This is a genomic window from Pseudomonas sp. P5_B3 (assembly GCF_056400405.1).
Map to the genome: position 1 here is coordinate 99447 of NZ_JBFULI010000004.1, position 19976 is coordinate 119422.

The 19976-nt window shown below is 59.4% G+C and carries 22 protein-coding genes; 10 read left to right on the forward strand and 12 right to left on the reverse strand.

Features of this window, described 5'->3' with window-relative positions; genetic code table 11:
- Positions 1-6 precede the first annotated feature (6 nt).
- A complete protein-coding gene (locus AC1DRN_RS04310; protein ID WP_223463630.1) occupies positions 7-312 on the reverse strand; it encodes a chaperone modulator CbpM in 306 nt (101 codons plus the stop codon).
- A gap of 23 nt (positions 313-335) precedes the next feature.
- Entirely contained in the window at positions 336-1280 is a 945-nt protein-coding gene (locus AC1DRN_RS04315; RefSeq protein WP_223463631.1) for a DnaJ C-terminal domain-containing protein, read from the reverse strand.
- Positions 1281-1578: 298 nt separating this feature from the next.
- Here AC1DRN_RS04315 and AC1DRN_RS04320 point away from each other — a divergent pair, with 298 nt between their 5' ends.
- Complete coding sequence (locus AC1DRN_RS04320) at positions 1579-2853, forward strand: Hsp70 family protein (RefSeq protein WP_223463632.1); 1275 nt, start codon at positions 1579-1581, stop codon at positions 2851-2853.
- Positions 2854-2970: 117 nt separating this feature from the next.
- On the opposite strand, the gene AC1DRN_RS04325 is transcribed toward AC1DRN_RS04320, so the two are convergent.
- The 3 genes from AC1DRN_RS04325 to AC1DRN_RS04335 all read right to left on the reverse strand — a co-directional run bounded on the left by AC1DRN_RS04325 (position 2971) and on the right by AC1DRN_RS04335 (position 5396).
- Positions 2971-3984, reverse strand: coding sequence for an AI-2E family transporter (locus AC1DRN_RS04325; protein WP_223463633.1), 1014 nt, complete (start codon positions 3982-3984; stop codon positions 2971-2973).
- Between the two features lie 244 nt (positions 3985-4228).
- A complete protein-coding gene (locus AC1DRN_RS04330; protein WP_223463634.1) occupies positions 4229-4537 on the reverse strand; it encodes a PsiF family protein in 309 nt (102 codons plus the stop codon).
- A 64-nt stretch (positions 4538-4601) separates the two neighbouring features.
- A complete protein-coding gene (locus AC1DRN_RS04335) occupies positions 4602-5396 on the reverse strand; it encodes an AraC family transcriptional regulator (protein ID WP_477786638.1) in 795 nt (264 codons plus the stop codon).
- Between the two features lie 97 nt (positions 5397-5493).
- Between AC1DRN_RS04335 and AC1DRN_RS04340 the strand changes: the two genes are divergently transcribed.
- Positions 5494-6381 carry a DMT family transporter gene (locus AC1DRN_RS04340; protein ID WP_457266117.1) on the forward strand — a complete coding sequence of 296 codons (888 nt, stop codon included), beginning with the start codon at positions 5494-5496 and terminating at the stop codon, positions 6379-6381.
- Between the two features lie 95 nt (positions 6382-6476).
- On the opposite strand, the gene AC1DRN_RS04345 is transcribed toward AC1DRN_RS04340, so the two are convergent.
- From AC1DRN_RS04345 to AC1DRN_RS04355, 3 genes are all read right to left on the reverse strand, one after another.
- The gene (locus AC1DRN_RS04345; RefSeq protein ID WP_223462562.1) at positions 6477-7367 is read right to left on the reverse strand and encodes an esterase/lipase family protein; all 891 of its coding nucleotides are present in this window, start codon (positions 7365-7367) and stop codon (positions 6477-6479) included.
- A gap of 96 nt (positions 7368-7463) precedes the next feature.
- Positions 7464-7769 carry a DMT family transporter gene (locus AC1DRN_RS04350; protein WP_223462561.1) on the reverse strand — a complete coding sequence of 102 codons (306 nt, stop codon included), beginning with the start codon at positions 7767-7769 and terminating at the stop codon, positions 7464-7466.
- Positions 7770-8408 (reverse strand): FMN-dependent NADH-azoreductase, encoded by a 639-nt coding sequence (locus tag AC1DRN_RS04355; RefSeq protein ID WP_223462560.1) that lies wholly within the window; start codon positions 8406-8408, stop codon positions 7770-7772. It abuts the gene before it with no gap.
- A gap of 109 nt (positions 8409-8517) precedes the next feature.
- Here AC1DRN_RS04355 and AC1DRN_RS04360 point away from each other — a divergent pair, with 109 nt between their 5' ends.
- The gene (locus AC1DRN_RS04360; RefSeq protein WP_223462559.1) at positions 8518-9432 is read left to right on the forward strand and encodes a LysR substrate-binding domain-containing protein; all 915 of its coding nucleotides are present in this window, start codon (positions 8518-8520) and stop codon (positions 9430-9432) included.
- 76 nt (positions 9433-9508) lie between these two features.
- Here AC1DRN_RS04360 and AC1DRN_RS04365 read toward each other — a convergent pair whose 3' ends face one another.
- The 3 genes from AC1DRN_RS04365 to AC1DRN_RS04375 all read right to left on the reverse strand — a co-directional run bounded on the left by AC1DRN_RS04365 (position 9509) and on the right by AC1DRN_RS04375 (position 13363).
- Positions 9509-10207, reverse strand: coding sequence for a hypothetical protein (locus AC1DRN_RS04365; protein WP_223462558.1), 699 nt, complete (start codon positions 10205-10207; stop codon positions 9509-9511).
- A gap of 64 nt (positions 10208-10271) precedes the next feature.
- The gene (locus AC1DRN_RS04370; protein WP_223462557.1) at positions 10272-11051 is read right to left on the reverse strand and encodes a hypothetical protein; all 780 of its coding nucleotides are present in this window, start codon (positions 11049-11051) and stop codon (positions 10272-10274) included.
- A 236-nt stretch (positions 11052-11287) separates the two neighbouring features.
- Positions 11288-13363, reverse strand: coding sequence for an AsmA family protein (locus AC1DRN_RS04375; protein ID WP_477786639.1), 2076 nt, complete (start codon positions 13361-13363; stop codon positions 11288-11290).
- A gap of 387 nt (positions 13364-13750) precedes the next feature.
- On the opposite strand from AC1DRN_RS04375, the gene AC1DRN_RS04380 reads away from it, so the two are divergent.
- The 7 genes from AC1DRN_RS04380 to AC1DRN_RS04410 all read left to right on the forward strand — a co-directional run bounded on the left by AC1DRN_RS04380 (position 13751) and on the right by AC1DRN_RS04410 (position 19061).
- Positions 13751-14221, forward strand: a complete 471-nt coding sequence (locus AC1DRN_RS04380; RefSeq protein ID WP_223462555.1) for a hypothetical protein — start codon at positions 13751-13753, stop codon at positions 14219-14221.
- 172 nt (positions 14222-14393) lie between these two features.
- Positions 14394-15026 (forward strand): TetR family transcriptional regulator, encoded by a 633-nt coding sequence (locus AC1DRN_RS04385; protein WP_223462554.1) that lies wholly within the window; start codon positions 14394-14396, stop codon positions 15024-15026.
- 285 nt (positions 15027-15311) lie between these two features.
- The gene (gene ureE / locus AC1DRN_RS04390; protein ID WP_223462553.1) at positions 15312-15812 is read left to right on the forward strand and encodes an urease accessory protein UreE; all 501 of its coding nucleotides are present in this window, start codon (positions 15312-15314) and stop codon (positions 15810-15812) included.
- Complete coding sequence (locus AC1DRN_RS04395; RefSeq protein WP_223462552.1) at positions 15809-16483, forward strand: urease accessory protein UreF; 675 nt, start codon at positions 15809-15811, stop codon at positions 16481-16483. Before ureE ends, AC1DRN_RS04395 begins: the two co-directional genes overlap by 4 nt.
- Positions 16484-16506: 23 nt before the next feature.
- Positions 16507-17121 (forward strand): urease accessory protein UreG, encoded by a 615-nt coding sequence (gene ureG, locus AC1DRN_RS04400; RefSeq protein ID WP_007979691.1) that lies wholly within the window; start codon positions 16507-16509, stop codon positions 17119-17121.
- Between the two features lie 27 nt (positions 17122-17148).
- The gene (locus tag AC1DRN_RS04405) at positions 17149-17721 is read left to right on the forward strand and encodes a HupE/UreJ family protein (protein WP_223462551.1); all 573 of its coding nucleotides are present in this window, start codon (positions 17149-17151) and stop codon (positions 17719-17721) included.
- 200 nt (positions 17722-17921) lie between these two features.
- Positions 17922-19061 (forward strand): AGE family epimerase/isomerase, encoded by a 1140-nt coding sequence (locus AC1DRN_RS04410; RefSeq protein WP_223462550.1) that lies wholly within the window; start codon positions 17922-17924, stop codon positions 19059-19061.
- 7 nt (positions 19062-19068) lie between these two features.
- Here AC1DRN_RS04410 and AC1DRN_RS04415 read toward each other — a convergent pair whose 3' ends face one another.
- Positions 19069-19974, reverse strand: a complete 906-nt coding sequence (locus AC1DRN_RS04415; protein WP_223462549.1) for a cation diffusion facilitator family transporter — start codon at positions 19972-19974, stop codon at positions 19069-19071.
- Positions 19975-19976: the final 2 nt, after the last annotated feature.

Sequence of the window (19976 nt, forward strand, 5' to 3'; positions counted from 1 at the left end):
ATGGAGTTACTCCACCACCAACCGCCCCAACCTTTGCTTCAACATCCGATTCTCCGCCCTTAGCTGCTGGACCTCTTCAAGCAAATCCAGCGCCAGGGCAACCCCCTCCCACTCCAGCTCCAGGTCGCGCCGCAACTTGGCGGCGCGCTTGGCCAGTGCCAACTCATAATCATTGAAACGCCAGTCCTTGGGCTGCTTGCCCTGAGGTTCGAGGATGCCGTGTTCGACGATTTCGATCACATGGACGTCCGACAGATCGGCCGCCTCACAGAATTCTGCCAGGTCCAGTTGAACGATCAGGGGGCTGCTCATGACGGGCTACTCCATGTCTGGGTTCAGAAGTGTTCTCTCGGATCGAACGCGGCTTTTTTCGCCAGTTCCTGCCACAGGGCCTTGATGTCATCGTCGGACTTCTTCGGCATGACAGCCTTCAGTTGTACGAACAGGTAACCGCGCTCACCGGCCTTGTTCATCAGGCCATGGCCCTTGGCGCGCATGCGCTGGCCGTTCTGGCTGCCCGCCGGGACCTTGAGGTTGATCTTGCCGGTCAGGGTCGGCACGGCGACTTCAGCCCCCAGCGCCAGCTCCCACGGAGCCAATGGCAAGGTGATGATCAGGTTCTCGCCTTCGACGTCGAATTTCGGGTGCGGGGCAAAACGGATCGTCAGGTACAGGTCGCCATTGGCCCCGCCACCCACGCCCGGAGCGCCCTGCCCCTTGAGGCGAATGCGCTCGCCGTCGGTCACGCCGGCGGGGATCTTCACGTTCAGGCTTTTGCTGGTGTTGCTCACATGCTGCCCGGCCGCGTTGTACTGCGGTACCTGGAAGGTGACCTTCTTCGACTCGGTCGACAGTGTTTCTTCGAGAAAAACTCCAAGCTCCATTTCCACGTCTTGCCCTCGGCGTCCGGTGCTGCGACGCGACTGTCCACCACCAAAGCCTGGCCCACGATTGCCGAATATCGAACTGAAAAAGTCCGAAAAGTCGCCCGTGTCCTGGCCGCCACCACCGAAACCGCCACGGCTCTGCCAGCCCGGTGGCCCCTGGAATGGCTGGCCGTGCTGGCCATAGCGGCGCAATTCATCGTATTCGGCGCGTTTATCGGCGCTTTTCAGCGCTTCATAGGCTTCCGAGGCGTCCTTGAACTTGGCCTCGGCGTCCTTTTCCTTGCTGACGTCGGGGTGGTATTTGCGCGCCAGCTTGCGATAGGCGGCCTTGATCGCCTTGTCGTCTGCGGTCGGCTCCACACCGAGAATCTTGTAATAGTCTTTGAAGTCCATCGAAGGAATCACCATCCGTTATCAGAATCGCGCCACAGGCCACAGCATGCGCTTGTTTGCAGCCATTGGTTTGACCGATCTCAAATTTGTGACCGGGCGGCGCAGCAGAAGTTTATCGGCAGCAGGCGGGGCTTCTTGCGAGCATTCCCGCGGCTGTCCGGTTGATGCAGGGTAGTTTGGGGGGGATGCCCCATCTTTCAAGGCATTGTCTGCGAAGAATTAGCAGATAACCGGCCTTCGAATCTGGCGCGCTCTGACATACACTGCGCGGCCGTTTTTTAACCGGAACCTGAAAGACATGAACAACGCATCTCCAGCCCGTGCCTTGGGTATCGACTTCGGCACGTCCAACTCCACTGTCGGCTGGCTACGCCCCGGCGTGGAAACGCTGATCGCGCTGGAGGACGACAAGATCACCCTGCCGTCGGTGGTCTTCTTCAATATCGAGGAACGTCGCCCGGTGTACGGCCGGCTGGCGCTGCACGAGTACCTGGAAGGCTACGAAGGCCGCCTGATGCGCTCGCTCAAGAGCCTGCTGGGTTCCAAGCTGATCAAGCACGACACCAGCGTCCTGGGCACGGCGATGCCGTTCAAGGACCTGCTCGGGCTGTTCATCGGCCAGCTCAAGAGCCGCGCCGAAGCGGCCGCCGGTCGGGAATTCGAAGAAGTGGTACTGGGGCGGCCGGTGTTTTTTGTCGACGATGACCCGATGGCCGACAAAGAAGCCGAAGACACCCTGGTAGACGTGGCGCGCAAGATCGGCTTCAAGGAAGTCTCGTTCCAGTACGAGCCGATTGCCGCAGCGTTCGACTACGAGTCGACCATCGAGAAAGAAGAGCTGGTGCTGATCGTCGACATCGGCGGTGGTACCTCCGACTTCTCCCTGGTGCGCCTGTCGCCGGAGCGTCGGGGTGTGGACAACCGTCACGAGGACATCCTCGCCACCGGCGGTGTGCACATCGGCGGAACCGACTTCGACAAACAGCTCAGCCTGCAAGGCCTGATGCCGCTGTTCGGCTACGGCAGCCGCATGAAGAGCGGCGCCTACATGCCCACCAGCCACCACATGAACCTGGCGACCTGGCACACCATCAACTCGGTGTACTCGCAGAAGTCGCAACTGGCCCTGGGCAGCATGCGCTACGACATCGAGGACACCGGCGGTATCGACCGCCTGTTCAAGCTGATCGAGCAACGCGCCGGACACTGGCTGGCCATGGAAGTGGAAGAAACCAAGATCCAGCTGACCCACTCCGACAACCGTCACGTGCCACTGGATCGCATTGAAGCGGGCCTGAGCGTGGACTTGAGCCGTGCACTGTTCGAGTCGGCCATCGACAGCCTGCTGGAGCGGGTGCGAGCCAGCGTCACCCAACTGCTGGCAGACGCAGATGTGCGGGTCGATCAGGTCGATACGGTGTTCTTCACCGGTGGTTCGAGCGGGATTCCGGCGCTGCGCAACAGTGTTTCGGCGATGTTGCCGAATGCGCGGCATGTGGAAGGCAACATTTTTGGCAGTATCGGTAGCGGTCTGGCGATCGAGGCGGCCAAGCGTTACGGCTCGATGGACTGATCAGGAAGACCGCGGCGCCTGCATCGCGGGCAAGCCACGCTCCCACAGGTCATGCGCTGTCCTTGTGGGAGCTGGCTTGCCAGCGATAGCGTCAGATCAGGCAATACATCTTTCGGATCAAACCATCCCCACCTGCTTCAACTCACTCTTCAGATACGCGTAGTAAATCGGCCCCGCCACCACCCCCGGCAGGCCGAACGCGGCCTCGAACACCAGCATCGCCAGCAGCAACTCCCACGACTTGGCACTGATCTGCCCGCCGACAATGCGTGCGTTGAGGAAGTATTCGAGCTTGTGGATAAAAATCAGATAACCCAGCGCCGCCACGGCAACCCAGATCGACAGCGACAGGCCGACGATGGTGATCAGGGTGTTCGACATCAGGTTGCCGATCACCGGCAGCAGGCCGAGCAGGAACGTCAGCACGATCAGGGTTTTGGTCAGCGGCAGCTTGATGCCGAACAGCGGCAGGATCACCGCCAGGAAAATCCCGGTGAAGACGGTGTTGAGCAAGGAGATCTTGATCTGGGCGAACACGATGTTGCGAAACGCCTGGACCAACAGGTGCAGACGTTCGAACAGTGCGGCGGCCAATGGTTTGCGCTTGGTCAGGTCCGGAACGCGCTGCAAGGCGATGATCGCGCCGAGCACCATGCCGATCAGCAGCGTCACGAACATGTGCGCTGCATCCTTGCCCACCAGTTGCAAATCACTGAGGTGCTTGCTCACCCACTCGCCAATCGCCACACGAAACTCCGCGGCACTGGCTGGCAGGTAAGCGTCGATGAACGGCGGCAGTTGCCCGCGTGCGCGGTCGACTACACCCATGAACTTGTCGAGGGAAGCGCCAGGGTTCTCTGCTTCGTGCAGCAGGAAGCTGATGGCACCGGCGAAGATCAGCGTCAGCACGCTGACAATCAGAGTCCCCAGCAACGCCACCGCCAGCCAGCGCGCGCGCCGGCCTTCGATCAACCGTTGCAGTTGCGGGGTGAGCATGTTGACCAGCTCGAACACCAGCAACCCGGCGAGCAGGCTGGGCAGCAATCGCAGCGGGATGACCAGCAGCAGTCCGCCAAAAATGATGACCCAGCTGATGACCAGCAAAACTTGACGCTGAGAAAACGTTGGCATACAGCCTCAAAAACGAACGGCGTAAAAAGGATTGGCAGTCTGCCAGCGATCCGGTGCGAGCACTAGGATTGTGTAGATCGACCTTAGTGGTGGTTCAGGATTTTTTGCAGCGTCTTCTGCGGCCCCATCGTCGGAGCGCCGCCCGGAGCAAGCTCGCTCCCACAGTGGAACTGAGTACACCGGACAAATGTGGGAGCGAGCTTGCTCGCGATGGGGTCGGCACATTCACCACAAGCTTCCAGGTTTATTTTTTCTTCAGGCAATCACTCATGAACGCCTTGCGCTCGTCACCCTTGAGGGCTTTGGTGGCGGCGTCGGCGTTGCAGGTCTTCATCTTCTCTTGTTGTGGGGTCAAGGCCTTACCGGCATCGTTTGCCGCCGGAGTCGCCTTCAGGCAGGTGCTCATGAAGGCTTTGCGCTCGTCGCCCTTGAGGCTTTTGGCCGTGGCGTCGGCGTTGCAGGTAGTCATCTTTTCCTGTTGGGCTGTGGCGGCGAAGCCTTGGGAACAGAGCAGCAAACCGATCATCAACAAAGGGACACGCATCATCTTCATGGAGTTTTCTCCTGGTCGCCACGCCGAGGGGCGCGGCCTTGTACTGGAGTGTAGACAACCCCTGTTACACCTTCCTGTTCTCCAGGTGGCTGCGTCGATACTGCTCCGGCGTGCACCCGGCCTGACGCTGGAACATCGCGATAAACGCCGAGCCGGTGCTGTAGCCCATGTCGAAGGCGATCTCCTGAATGCTGCGCGGGCTATCCAGCGCTTCGATCGCCGCCAGAAAACGCAGGCGCTGGCGCCACTCGCCGAAACTCATGCCCAGTTCCCGCACGAACTGCCGCGCCAGGGTGCGCTCGCTGACATGGATGCGTGCGGCCCATTCCGACAGGKGCCGGTTATCCCCAGGCTCGGCCTGCAACGCTTCGAGAATTCCGAGTAACCCGGGACTGCTGGCATAGGGCAGGTAGCACTCGTGCACCGGGGCCTGTTGCAGTTGGTCCACCAATACCTGGGCCAGACGCTGATCGGCGGCCTGCTCGGGGATTTTCACGTCGCGGGCGGCGAAGTCCTTGAGGATCGACTTGAGGATGTCACTGATGGCCAGGGTGCAGGCTCGCGACGGCAGGTCGACGCAGACCTTGGGTGCCAGGCACACCGCGCGGTAGTTGACCGGTTGGTGGCTGTAGAAACTGTGCTCGATCTGCGGCGGCACCCACACCGCGTATTGCGGAGGAGACATGAAGCGGCTGCCCTCGACGTCCATGTGCAGCACGCCGTGGGCGGCGTATTCCAGTGTCCCCCAGGGATGTCGGTGGGGCGCGGCGTATTCGTGGGCGTCGAAATCGGCGTAGCGGAAGTACACCGCCGACGGCAGTTCGCTGAAATCCAGCAGGTCGATGTGTTTACTGCTCATGCTGTCCGTCATCAGGGGCCGGTTGTCTGGATCGAAGTATAGGCTTGCATCCAGACAAGTGGATAATTGCCCCTCATTAACGTTCTGGTTTTTCCCGATGCAATACGCTTATCCCCTGCTGGCCATTTTTATCTGGGCCGGCAACACCGTGATCACCAAAATGTCTGCCGGGGCGATCTACCCCGCCGAGATCGGTTTCTACCGCTGGCTGCTGGCCGGGTTGCTGTTCACGCCCTTCATGCTCAAACCGGTGCTCGCCCATTGGCCACTCATCCGTCCGAAACTGGGCAAGATCTTTGTCCTCGGTGTACTGGGCATGGCCGTTTATCAAAGCCTGGCGTACTTCGCCGCGAGCCTGACCTCGGCCACCAACATGGGCATCATCCTGTCGCTGATGCCGCTGATGTCGCTCGCCATGGCGATCATCAGCCTCGGCCAGCGCCTGACCATGGGTGCCCTGGCCGGTGCGGTACTGTCATTCGCCGGTGTCCTGGTGGTGGTGTCGTCCGGCAGCCTTGGCGCGTTGCTGGAACACGGGGTCAACCTGGGCGACGCGATGATGCTGATCGCCACCCTGGCCTACGCGGTCTACAGCACCCTGCTGAAAAAATGGCAGCTGAAGCTGCCGCCACTGGTGCTCCTGTATTTGCAGGTGCTGGTGGCCGTGTTGGTGCTGTTTCCGCTGTTCCTCGCCTCATCGAAAGTCGGCCCGACCCTGCAGAACATTCCGCTGGTGCTGTACGCCTGTCTGCTGGCTTCGATGGTCGCGCCGCTGGCATGGATGCAGGCCGTGGTGCGTCTGGGGCCGAGCCGGACCACGCAGTTTTTCAATTTGCTGCCGCTGATTACCGCCTTGATTGCGGCGGTGGTGCTGCATGAGCAACTGGCGATGTATCACCTGGTGGGCGGGGTGCTGACCTTGGGTGGGGTGATTGTTTCCGAGCGTTGGACGACGGTGTTGGGTCGTAAGGTCGGCGTTGCCTGATCCGGCGTCTTCGCGAGCAAGCTTGCACACAGTTTTTGTGAGCAACACAAATCACTGTGGGAGCGTGGCTTGCCCGCGATGAACGATAACGCGGACTAAAGCCCTGCCGCATTCAGCCGCGCCGCATGCTCGACAAACAACCGGATCGGTTCGGCCCCCTTGCCCACCAGCCCCAGCGACTGGTTGACGATATCGAAGTGATCCAGCGGATACTCATCGCCAATCACCGTCCCCAGGTGCGAGCTGTAGCGCCCGACCATGCCGTCGCAATGCCCGGCTTCGCGGATGAAGGTTTTGGCGAACAACCGGCAACTGCGGTTGGTGCCATCCAGCAGATTGCGCCCGCGATCGGTAATACCCGGCTGCAAGGTGCCGGACCAGGAGTAATAGCGCACGCCGTTGACCTCTTCCGGCCCGTGACCGCCCCAGGTTTCGGGCAAGCCCTGTGGATAATGCTGGTTGAACAGCGTGACGCCAGCACTGGTGAGGGAGTGATGGGACGCATGGATGTCCACCGGCAGCTTCGGCCCGCGGTAACCGGTATCCAGCACAGCCATCAGCGCGCCGACCATCCTCAGTAAAAAGCACAGCAGACGACCACGGACGCTGTCATGGGGATAATGCTTGTGCAGGTAATCGGCGAGCTCCGAACCGTGATTCGGCCCCGCCACCGAAGTGACCGAGGCGATCAGGTCCGGACGCTTGGCCGCCGCATAACGGGCAGTCAGCGAACCCTGGCTATGACCGATCAGGTTGACCTTGTCGGCCCCGGTTTCCCGCAAAATGTCCTCGATCCGTACCAGCAATTGCTCGCCGCGCACTTCGTTCGAATTAAGCGGCGAGACCTGCACCGCGAACACCACCGCACCACCCCGGCGCAACGCCTCGACGATCCCGTACCAGTAGGGATAAAGCACCAGGCGGATGAACCCGAGCATTCCCGGGACCAACACCAACGGGTAGCGCGGGGCAGAACCTTGCGACATGGGCGGACATCCTGGTGGTCGGGCGGTGACGCAAGGCGGGATGAAAGACATCCACCAAGCATCGCCAGCGAAGATGACAAGTCTATGTCATCCGCCCTACTTCAACCCCACCACGCCCGCCACGATCAGCCCGACCGAGACCAGCTTGATCACGGTCAGGCTTTCGCCCAGCAGCGCGAAACCGAGAAACACCGTGCCCAGCGAACCTATGGCCGTCCAGATCGGGTACGCGATGCTCACCGGCAACTCGCGCATGGCCAGGGTCAGGAAGTAGATCCCGCCCACAGCCGCCACCACCGTGATCAGCGAAGGCCAGGGCCGGGTGAAGCCCTCGGCGTACTTCATGCCCATGGCGAAGGTGACTTCGAACCCGGCGGCGACCAGCAGAAACAGCCAGGCCATCTAGAACTCCCCGGCCAGCGCCAGCAAGCGCTGCTCGGCCTCGGCCACTGACACCGCGAAGGTGCGTTCGGCGGATTCCTCGCCCTCGGCCGCCACCACCGTGACGTCGTTGATGCCGATGAAACCCAACGCCGTGCGCAGCCATGGATCAGCGTGGTTAAGCGCTTCAAGCTCGCCACCCGGGCCGAAACCGAAACCGCCGCGACTGGTGACGATCAGCGCTTTCTTGCCCTGCAACAGCGGCGTGTATTGGGCGATGCCATTGTCCAGCGTGTGATCGAATGTCAGGCCCAGCCGCACAATCTGATCGACCCAGGCCTTGAGGCCGCTGGGCACGTTGAAGTTGTACATCGGCGTAGAGATCAGCAGCAGGTCGTGATCGAACAACTCGTTGACCAGTTGATCGCTGAGCGCCAGATCCGCCTGCATCGACAGCGGCCGCGTTTCGGGTTCCGGGTAAAACGCCGCCGCAACGAACGCTTCGTTGACCGCCGGGATCATCGCCCGGCCGACTTCGCGACGAGTGACCTGAGCCAGCGGGTGGCGAACTTGCCAGGCGCTGAGAAAACTTTCAGCCAGGCGACGCGAATGGGAACGGTCACCCCGTGGACTGGCGTGTATCGCAAGAATTTTACTCATCTGTACTTCCTCCGGACTAGAATCAAACGGCTTGTTGCTTGCAGCTTGAAGCTCGCAGCTGTCCATCTTCAAATGAGCAAAAATCAGTCAGGATGAGTTTATTTCATCTGTGGAGATTTCAATGTTTGCCTCGCTGCCCTTGACCGCCCTGCGCGCCTTCGAATCCGCCTCACGCCTGTTGAGCTTCAAGGCTGCCGCCGAAGAACTGTCAGTCACCCCGACGGCGGTGTCCCATCAGATCCGCTCTCTGGAGACCTGGCTTGGTGTGCCGCTGTTCGAGCGCCTGCCACGCCAGGTGCGCCTGACCGAATGCGGTAAACGGCTGTTCCAGAGTCTGCACGGGGCTTTTCTGGAAGTGGCGCAAAGTGTCGATACCCTGCGCCCGCAACGCAGTGGCGCCAGCCTGACGGTCTCCACCACCGCCGCCTTCGCTGCCCTGTGGCTGGTGCCGCGGTTGGGACGCTTCTACGCTCGGCACCCGAACATCAATGTGCGCCTCGATACCCACTGCGAAGTCATCGATCTGCATCAGGACGCCAGTGTCGATCTGGTGCTGCGCTATAGCCTTGATGATTACCCCAACCTGTACGGCCAGTGCCTGTTCGATGAGTCCTTCGGTGTCTACGGCTCGCCCGAACAAGTGGCCCTGGCGTTGAGTCGTGCCCCGACGCTGATCAGCGTGCGCTGGCACAACTCAAAGCTTTATGCCCACGGCTGGGAAGCCTGGTGCGCTCGCTCAGGCGAAACCTGGCTGAGCGGCCGGCCAGCGGTGCGCGAATACGACGAAGAGCACTACGCCCTGCAAGCAGCGATTGCCGGGCAAGGTCTGGTGTTGGCAAGCAATATTCTGGTGTCGGAAAGCGTGGCCAGTGGTCTGTTGTTGCCGTACCGGGGGGAAATCCAGGTCGATGGCGCCGGCTACAGCGCGCTGTGCGTGCCAGGACGCGAACGTCATCCACCGGTCCGGGCGTTTTTTGCATGGCTAGAGGAGGAGGCGCGGATTTCGGGCCATGCCTTGCGCTGAGTCCGCGTCTTGGGTATTGGCTACAAAACCGGGTAAAGCCCACGCCCCCTTGAACCGTCGTATAGATCCAATTCGATCAACCAATGCGTCCTGGGCAGAGTTCAAGAACCAGTTTGTCTCTTGAGTCAGGGAGTTGGTCGATTATTTTTTCTCGCATTCGACTTCTTTCAAAACTCGCCTGATCCAGCAGTTGCTTCGCAAAATCGAAACTGATTTCACCCACGATATGCTCGCCGGAAAAACACTGATTCAAAAAATCGACTTCAACATCTTCGGTGGTGCTGAAGCAGACAAATACTGAATAAAGAACAGGGCCTACCCCTAAAATCCCCATCTGCAGGGCAACAGTCGAAAAATCGGAGTCATCCGGTGTCTTTACAGTGGCCACGGTATATTCTCGCAACGCCAGGCTAATTTTATCACCAACGAAAAAATGCTCAACACAGTTTATCAATTGCTTAAACTTCTCGGCCTGATTCGTGCCAAAAATAGAAAGCATCTGGCTTACAACAGAGTCCTTCATTACGAACTTTTCATTATTTTTTGGTTCAATACCTTTGCTTTGATAGACACTACGTTGCCATTTAGCTTTTTCCATCGCAGTGGCACATTCCGCATACCAGCTTTCAGCACCCGCCAACTTCCCAGCTTTCGAATTTGCATACAACTGAGAGAAAAGCACGGAGTTAACCAGATCTTCGCGTAACTGTTGCGAAAATCCATCGGCAACCAAAAGCAAATTACCCGCCACCAGACAAACATCATCCTTGATCATTTCAATCACTCCGCAAGTCAATAGCCAAAGCGGGTTGCTTCCTGAGCAACCCGGCTCAACAGCCTTACTTAAGCTTGACACCACGGAAGAATTCTTCAGAGCTCATATCAAGTACCTCATAGATGAGCTCTCGGTTGCGTTCGTGCGTACGCATATCGAGTTCCGCCATGGTCGCCACTTTTTTCATTTTCAAGTTGGACAGTTTCCACTTCCAGAACCAGGCACCACCTTCCTGCGTGTCAAGTTCACAGTCAACAGCCAAGTACGCCGTTATCGCGGTGCCCTTTGCCGATTGCAGGCACGGAACAATCCGAAACTCTGCATTTTTTCCTTTATTGCTATTGTTATCAAACAAAGTTACCAGCGATTCTTCCGACTGGATTTTATCGAAAGCGCCTTGCAACAACTTCAACATGGCAGGCGCATTCCTGCCGGCAACCGCTGTAATAATATCCAGGACAATGGAGTCCATTGTGACATTGACCTGTTTGTTGACATGGTCCTTGTACTTGCTACTGGTCAGTGTCCAACCACAATGCCGCATGGCCTCACTATATTTCGCGTGCCATTCGACGGGCGCCGCCTTGATGTCCGAGTAGGTAGTGGCATAACGCTCGGCGAAATGAATACTGTCCGCCGCCGCCTGCTTTTTATCTTCATCAAGGTTATCGGAAAACCCGATCACAGCAGGCGTTTCGTTACCCAACAGCAGATCCTGCTGATCGACACCTTCTTTTTTCATTGCGGAAAAACCGCGAATACGCGGTGTTTGGGCAAGAGGTGCTATCTGCGATTTTTCAAAAAACAACTGACTCTCTTCAACACTTGGCAATAGAATACTCATATCAACTTCCATATTGTAAATTAGCTATCAAGTTCGAAATCAGCCACTTGACTGACAACGCCAAGCTACCCAATCCCCTCTATAACATCTACAACCGGAGCATGACACTTTATTACCAAGTTCTCCTAGTTCATTTTCGCAAACACAAACAAGACCCGAAAACCTGAACAAACACCTTCCAATAGTGCAACTCCTACAACACTAATAACAATCCATATAAATTGCCGAAGCGAACACTAGTTTGTCCCTTTTACCGTCTTCGGCGCCTTGCCCGCCTTCATCTGCTCCAGCAACGGCGCGCACTGGTTCGCTTCACCGCCGCTCGGCGCCACCAGCGCCAGTAAACCTGCCGCCGGTGCGGCGATCACGCCCAGCGCCACCATCCCGGCCCCGCGCAGCATCAACGGCACGGCCTTGACCCCGGCATCGGGCTTGATGAATTTGCCGCGCACATACAGCGGCGAACGCAATGAAATCAGGCGCCAACCCTTGGATTCCGGGGTGATGGTCAGGTCCAGTTGTTCGGTCGCCATGTTCGCGGTACCGTCGATGTAGACGATGGCGTTCTCGGTGTCGAATACAAACAAGCGGGTACTCGCCAGGCCGGACTGGATGCCGAAGTCGGCGGCTGCGCAGTTGATCTTCACTTCCTTGTCGCCAAAGATCTTGCCGACCACATAGTTGCCGACATTCAGGCCCGCCAGCTCCATCAATTCGCGACTGATGGCGCCATCGTTGATCAGCATTTTCAGGCTGCCATTGGCACTGCCCAGCAGCTTGGCCACCGAATTGCCGCGCCCGCTGATATCAGCATCGCCGTTGAGTTCGCCAAAACTGGTTTTCATCGGCTCAAAGCCAGGGAACAACTGCTTGAGCTTGAACCCCCGCGCCGTGAGCCTGGCCTGGCCCTCCAGTGGATCGGTGTGGCCGTTCAGGCGGATCTGCGCATCCAGCTTGCCGCCGGCCACGCCGAAGCGCAGCGGCTCGAGGCTGAGCACGCCATCGGTGAGTAGCAAATGGGTATAGAGGTCGTTGAACGGCAGTTTTTCGCTGTGCACGATGCGCTTGCCGGTGAACTCGACATCGGCGTCCATGTCGCGCCAGCGATCAGTCTTGAACTCTTCGACTGGCAGCACTTTGTCCGCCGGTTGTTTGCTGTCACCGCCACGGGCCTTCTGTTTGGCATTGGAGTCTGCACCAATCAGCGGCGCCAGGTCAGCGAACAGCAATTGATTGGACAACAACGAACCGCTGAGTTTTGGCCGTGGCTGGCTGGCCACATAAGTCAGATTGCCATGGATGTCGCTTTCGCCGATCTTGCCGTTGAATTCTTCGTAGCGGAACACCGCGCCACCGGCCTCGTGCAACCTGGCAATCAGGTGGCCGTCGGTGGCATAGGGTGGCGTGTCCGGCAGGGTCACGCCGGTCAGCGGGTAGAGGTTGCCCAAGCTGGTGCCGGCCAGTTTCAGGCGCAGGTCCAGGGCGCCGAGATTGAGTGGGTCGGTCAGGGTGCCGGCCAATTCGACGCTGGAGTCGGCGATCTTCACCTGTGCCTGAAGCGGAAACGGCCGTGCCGCGTCCTGCAGCGCCAACAGCCCGCCAATCTTGCCCTGGCCCGCGAGTATCTGGCCGTGGTACTGGCCGTTGACCTTGAGGGCAAACGCATAATCCTGGGGTGACGAGCCCTTTTCCTGCGCCGCTTTCGCCGCTTTGTCGCCGACGATATCGCTGAACGGAACCGGCTTGCCCAAAGGATCGATCATCACATCGAGTTGAGTCTTCAGGTTCTGGTCGTCGAGGGTCACGTGGCCCTTGTCGAAGCCGATCGCGCCGATATCCACCACCCAGCTGGAAGGCTCGGCGTTCGGGTCTTTGGGGTCGAATTTGAAGATCCAGTTGGCGCGCCCGTCAGCCAGGCGTTGCAGCTCGGCATTCGGCTCGGTGAGGTCGATACGCGGGATCACCACCCGCTGCRCCAGCAACGCCAGGGGCGAAATACGCAGTTCTACCCGCTTGAGGGTGACCATCTGCGGTTGCTTCGACCAGTCCGGGTTGCCCAGGCTGAGGTCCTCGGCCACTACATGGGGCCACGGCACCCAGGCGCGCCAGCCGCTTTCATCGGGTTCGGGCCGCCATACCACCGAAAGATTGCCATTGATGGCAAAAGCGCGGTGCAGCTCTTCGGAAACTTTGGCGTTGAGCGGCGGTTTGATCCGGTTCCAGTCGAAGAACACGATGACCAACACCAGCACCATCAACAAGGCAAGGAAAGTGGAAAGGGTCCAGACAAACGTTTTTTGAGTGCGCGTCATTGCACAGGGCTCCTGATACGACTGAGCGTCCCGACTGCGACGCACATGTAAAACGGTGAGCCGCAAGCGGCACGCCATGAAGTCTACGACTGAAAAAAAACCGGCAGGTTTAATCGATAGACCGATTTCGCCGATTTCGCCCAGTCCAATACTGACCCATCAGTCATTCGGCGTTACCGGCCCTGCACTTTTGCATGCCAAAGGTGGGTCGAAAATACCCACATCGGTGCAAAACAACTTGCCGGAGACGCCCGGCCTAGAGCCTCTGCAGCAAACAATCAATTCCGTTGATTATTACCATTGCGTTTATGAACTTTCATATCGACTTATCGAGAGTAGCATTGCTCTCGTACCCACTTATTCGCCCTCCCGAGGAGCAAAACAATCATGAAACGCCAACTACTGCTTAGCCTTACCCTCTCGATGCTGGCCAGCACTGCTTTTGCCCTGCCAGCCGCTGACCAGGCCACGCCACAAGTGAAACAGAACCACTCGGTGTTCAGCCAGACCGTCGCCGAAGGCGGTAATGATCGCCTGAAAGAAAAAGGCCTGATCACTCAGGATGGCTCGGACCGTACTCCACAAGGCCAGACCCTGGCTGCCGATGGTTCCGAACGCACCCCACAAGGCCAGACCCTGGCTGCCGATGGTTCCGAACGCACCCCACAAGGCCAGACCTTGGCTGCAGACGGTTCGGATCGTACTCCACAAGGTCAAACCCTGGCTGCCGACGGTTCCGATCGCACGCCACAAGGTCAAACCCTCGCTGAAGGCGGCTCGGATCGCACCCCACAAGGCCAAACCCTCGCCGAAGGCGGTGGTGACCGTGTGATCGAACGCAACAGCGCCGCGAGCTAAGCCCCATGGCCGCCCTGAAAAAAAGCCCAATCACCGGATTGGGCTTTTGACTTTTCAGCGGTCCGCTTGATAGATGCCACACTTCCTTGCTTGATCCCTCCACAGTCGTTCGACGCCGGCAAAGCTGATTTGCTAGAGTGCGCCGCGTCCCTGTCCAGAAAACACCCTTGCGATGCTGCCCCGCGCCGAACAGAAACAACAAACCCGTAACGCTCTGATGGATGCTGCCCGGCATCTGATGGATGGAGGCCGAGGATTCGGCAGCCTGAGCCTGCGTGAAGTAGCGAAAACCGCCGGCATCGTACCGACCGGTTTCTACCGCCATTTTGCCGATATGGATGAACTGGGCCTGGTGCTGGTCAGCGAAGTCGGCCAGACATTCCGCGAAACCATTCGCCTGGTACGACACAACGAATTCGTGATGGGCGGCATCATCGATGCCTCGGTGCGGATCTTTCTCGACGTGGTCAGCGCCAACCGCTCGCAGTTCCTGTTTCTCGCCCGTGAGCAATACGGCGGTTCGCTGCCGGTGCGCCAGGCCATCGGCCGTTTGCGTGAAGACATCAGTTCGGACCTGGCGGCGGACTTGTCACTGATGCCGAAGCTGCAGCATCTGGACATCGCCGACCTGAGTGTCATGGCGGATCTGATCGTCAAAAGCGTGTTCGCCACCCTGCCGGACATCATCGATCCGCCAGCCGAAGCCTTGCCCGAGCACCTGACGCCCCAGGCGAAAATCACCCAGCAACTGCGGTTTATCTTTATCGGCCTCAAGCATTGGCAAGGGCTTGGCAGCACCGAGTAACTTTCTGTGCGTGAAATCCCTGTGGGAGCGAGCTTGCTCGCGATGGCGGTGGAACTGTCACATAGATGGTGGATGTCATGCCCTCATCGCGAGCAAGCTCGCTCCCACACGGCCCCGCGTCGCTTCAACTTGGTGCGCAGATCAAAATCAACGCACCAACTTCAACCAAAAAACTCACTCCATCGATACCAGTCCCACGTCTCCTTCAGCCATTTCCTACGCATCATGTCGATTGGCAAGCCCCTTGCTCTAGCCTGAGCATTGTCCATTGCTGGAAGCCTTCCGATGCTGGTGATTCATCGCAGAATCGACCCTCAACCCGTTTGGGCCGCCGAACTGCACCTGACGTTCGAAGCCCGCAGCAAAAGCCGTTTGCGCTGTTTCAGTGCCGAGGGCGAAGACGTCGGATTGTTTTTGGAGCGCGGCCAGCCGCCGTTGCATGACGGCGAATGCCTGCAAGCCGAAGACGGGCGTATCGTGCGTGTCTGCGCCCGCCCCGAACAATTGCTCCACGTCACCTGCGCCAATGCCTTTGAACTGACCCGCGCGGCCTATCACCTGGGCAATCGCCATGTCGCCCTGCAAGTCGGCGACGGCTGGTTGCGCCTGCTCGACGATTACGTGCTCAAGGCCATGCTCAAACAACTCGGCGCCAATGCCGAGAACATCGAGGCGCCGTTCCAGCCGGAACACGGCGCCTATGGCGGAGGCCATCATCATTCGCGCCACGGCGATGAAGACTTCAACTACGCGCCGAAACTGCACCAGTTCGGCGTCCGCCCATGAACCCGGCCTGGGCGCTGTTGCGCCTGGCCAGTCCGCAATTGCCGATTGGCGGCTACAGCTACTCCCAAGGGCTGGAAATGGCGGTGGATAACGGCCGGGTTCACGACCCCGACAGTGCACGACGCTGGATCAGCGATCAGTTGCTGCTGAATCTGGCACGCTTCGAAGCGCCTTTGTTGCTCGCCCATTGCGTGGCCGCCTGCGAGGAAAACTGGGACGAATTGCTGCAGAGCTGCGAAGAGCATCGCGCCAGTCGCGAAACCCGCGAGTTGCATCAGGAGAGCCGGCAGATGGGCTACTCGTTGCAGCAATTGCTCAATGGCTTGCCGGAACTCGACGCGCCTGCCCGCATCTTCCTCGAACAACGCAGCGAGCCACATCTGGCCCTGTGTTGGGCCTTGGCCGCGCGCGCCTGGCAGATCAGCCCGCAAGATGCATTGGCCGCATGGCTGTGGAGCTGGCTGGAAAACCAGTTGGCAGTATTGATGAAGACCTTGCCATTGGGTCAGCAAGCCGCCCAGCGCCTGACCAGCGAACTGTTGCCGCTGCTTCAACAAGCCCAACAGAACGCCACCCGAATCGATCCCGATCATTACGGCAGTGCCGCTTTCGGCCTGTCCTTGGCGTGTATGGCCCACGAGCGCCAGTACAGCCGTCTGTTCCGTTCCTAGGGCCTGTTATTTTGGAGAATCACATGAACACACAACCCCTGCGTGTCGGCATCGGCGGCCCGGTCGGCTCCGGCAAAACCGCCCTGACCCTGGCCCTTTGCCTGGCCCTGCGCGAGCGCTACAACCTGGCCGTGGTGACCAACGACATCTACACCCGCGAAGACGCCGACTTTCTGGTGCGCAACGAAGCCCTGGCGCCGGAACGCATCATCGGCGTGGAAACCGGTGGCTGCCCGCACACGGCCATCCGCGAAGACGCCTCGATCAACCTCGAAGCCGTGGACCAACTGAACCGCCGCTTTCCGGGGCTGGACCTGATTCTCGTGGAGTCCGGGGGCGACAACCTTTCCGCGACCTTCAGCCCGGAACTGTCCGATCTGACGATCTACGTGATCGACGTCTCGGCCGGCGACAAGCTGCCGCGCAAGGGTGGACCGGGGATCTGCAAATCCGACCTGCTGGTGATCAACAAGATCGACCTCGCGCCGCTGGTCGGTGCCTCGCTGGAGATGATGAACAGCGACACCCAGCGCATGCGCAACGGTAAGCCGTTCGTCTTCAGCAATCAGAAAACCGGCCAGGGTCTGGAACAGATCATCGCCTTCATCGAACGCCAGGGCTTGCTGACCGCGGCCTGATCACGACTTCAACAAGGAAGCTTATCCATGATACTCAAACGCATTCTCGGCGCCCTGGCCCTGCTGCTGACCCCGCCCCTCGCCTTCGCCCACCCGGGGCACGGCGACAACGGCTTGATCGCCGGCATCAGCCATCCGCTTGGCGGTCTCGATCACTTGCTGGCGATGCTGGCGGTCGGTCTTTGGGCCGCACAGCAACAAGGTGCAGCGCGTTGGGCGCTGCCGTGCACCTTCGTCGGCACCCTGTTGATCGGCGGGATACTGGGTTTTGAAGGGCTGAACCTGCCAGCACTGGAAAGCGGGATTGCCGCTTCCGTGTTGGCTTTGGGGCTGGCGGTTGCCCTGGCAGTGCGTCCACCGTTGGTGATGGCGGTGGGTGCGACGGCGTTGTTTGCACTGTTTCATGGTGTCGCGCATGGGCTGGAACTGCCGGACATGTCGAGCCCTTGGGCTTATGCCGCCGGGTTTGTGGTGGCGACAGCGGTGTTGCATGCAGCGGGTTATGCGGTCGTGCGGGTGTTACCGCAAGCAGCTGCGCCACTGGTTCGACTGGCGGGTGCGGCTTCGGCGGCGACCGGGGTGTGGTTGCTGGCGGGCTAACTCTCTAGTGCCTGAACTGGCCTCTTCGCGGGCAAGCCCGCTCCCACAAGGTTTCTGGTGTGAATGAAATCCATGCCACACAACAAACTACTGTGGGAGCGGGCTTGCCCGCGATGGCGGCCTGACAGACACAGCCTCTCTCAGGTCTGCCTCTCTGCTAACATGTCGCGCAATCGCCCCTGCCGTGACGACGCCAGCCAATGCCGCCTGTTTCCCGCTCCGCCTCTCATCCTGAATTGACCGCCCTGTTCGCCTCGGTGCAACAGCACTTCCTGAACGTCATCGTGCCGCTCTGGCAAGGTCCGGGCTGGAACGCCGATATGGCGTTGCCCTACGAGGCGCTGGATGCCGAACGCCAACCGCTGCCACCGCAACGCTACCGGGCCATGGCCTGTGCACGGCAGTTGTATCTGTTTGCCAGCCTGATCGGTCAGGTGTCGGGCGCCGAAGAGCGTGCCGCCGCGTTGTTTCGCTCGTTGCAGCGGCACTTCCACGATGCCGAGCACGGCGGCTGGTTCTACAGCGTCGATGCACAAGGTGCGCCGCTGGATCAGCGTAAAGACCTCTATACCCACGCCTTCATCCTGTTCGCCTGCGCCCATTACTGGAACAAGGTCCGCGAGCCGCTGGTGGAGTCGGTGCTCAATGCCTCGCTGGAAGTGATTGCGCAGCGTTTCGCCACGGACGACGGTCTGTACGAAGCCACGCTCGACCGCGACTGGGCGTCGCTGGACAGCGGCCCTTTGCAAAATCCGCTGATGCACCTGGCCGAAGCATTCCTCGCCACCCTCTCGGTGCGTGAAGACCTCGACGTGCAACAGGCGCTCGTCGAGTTATGCACAGCCATGCACGCACGATTTATCGATCCGCAGCACGGCGTGTTGATGGAAAAACCGCTGGGGTCTGTGGATAACTGGTTTGAACCGGGGCATCAGTTCGAGTGGTATTTCCTGCTGGAATCCTCGGCGCTGTTACGCCACTCGGCGCTGCATGCCAATCTGGAGCGGGCCTTCGCCTTTACCGAGCAAATGGGCGTCGATCAGCAGACTGGCGCGGTGCGGGCGATGCTCGACTTCGCAGCGGATCACGGCGTCCGGGACGCCACGCAGCGTATCTGGGCGCAGGCCGAGTACCTGCGCGCGTTGACGCTGCGACCGCACAGCGAAGCAGATGTACTGCGCCAGTTGCAGGCGTTGCAGCAGCGCTCGCTGCATGCCGGCGGCTGGTACGAATGCCGTGACGAGCACGGTGAAGTCAGCCGCCGCGACATGCCATCGACAACGCCCTATCACCTTGCGACTTGTTATCGCGGGTTGGCGGAATATCTCGCCACAAGGTGAAATCCAATCACTCAGTCCACTTGCGATCCCCGGTAAAGCTGATGGTCAGCCATCGCGCGGCATCCGGCTTACCGAGTTTCGCGGAAATTTCCTCGCGCAAACTGTCCAGCTGCCCTATTCCGTCCAGCCAGTAATCCTTCGGCAATACAATGTGAATCTCGATAAAACAGGCCCTGCCGTGTTTCTGCACGTAGGAAATGTAGTCGTCGAAACCATGCTCGACCTTCGCCACCTCCATCACCTGACGCACCTTGTCATCCAGTTGATCCGGGACGATCCCCAACACATCGCGCAATGCCGGCCCGAGGATTTTGAACGCTGGAGGAAGCATGCCCAGGGCCAGCAGAATCAGAATCATCGGGTCGACATACACCGCCCACTTGTCGTAACCCTGAGTCTTGAGCAGCAGCGCGATCAGGAAACTCACCAGCAGTCCCGCCGACAGCATCGCATCCACCAGCCAACTGATGTTGTCGAACTGGATCAGCGATGACTTGCGTGTGCGATTGCGATGGCGGACGTAGAAGAAGTAAATCAGTTCAACGACGGTGAACACCGCCGCGTAGAGAATCACCAGACCGAGTTCGACCTCGCGGCCACCACTGATGATGCCAAACACGCCATTGAGAAAGGCATAAATGGCAACCAGGAACAGGAAGCTGCCTTCGATCACCAGCACCATGGGTTCCAGATGCCAGTAACCGAACTGGAAGCGCTGGTTGCTTTCCTTCGCGATCAGCCTGGCGGTGATCAGCATCAGCACCTTGATGAAGGCCGCGATTAACGAAAAGAAGCCATCGAACAGGATGGATTGGGCGCCTGACACAAAACCGGTGATGATCCCGGCGAATGTCACGGCGAGCATCAGGAAGGTCGATTGCTTGAGCAGCGACTGCTCGCCTCGATTGCTCACTT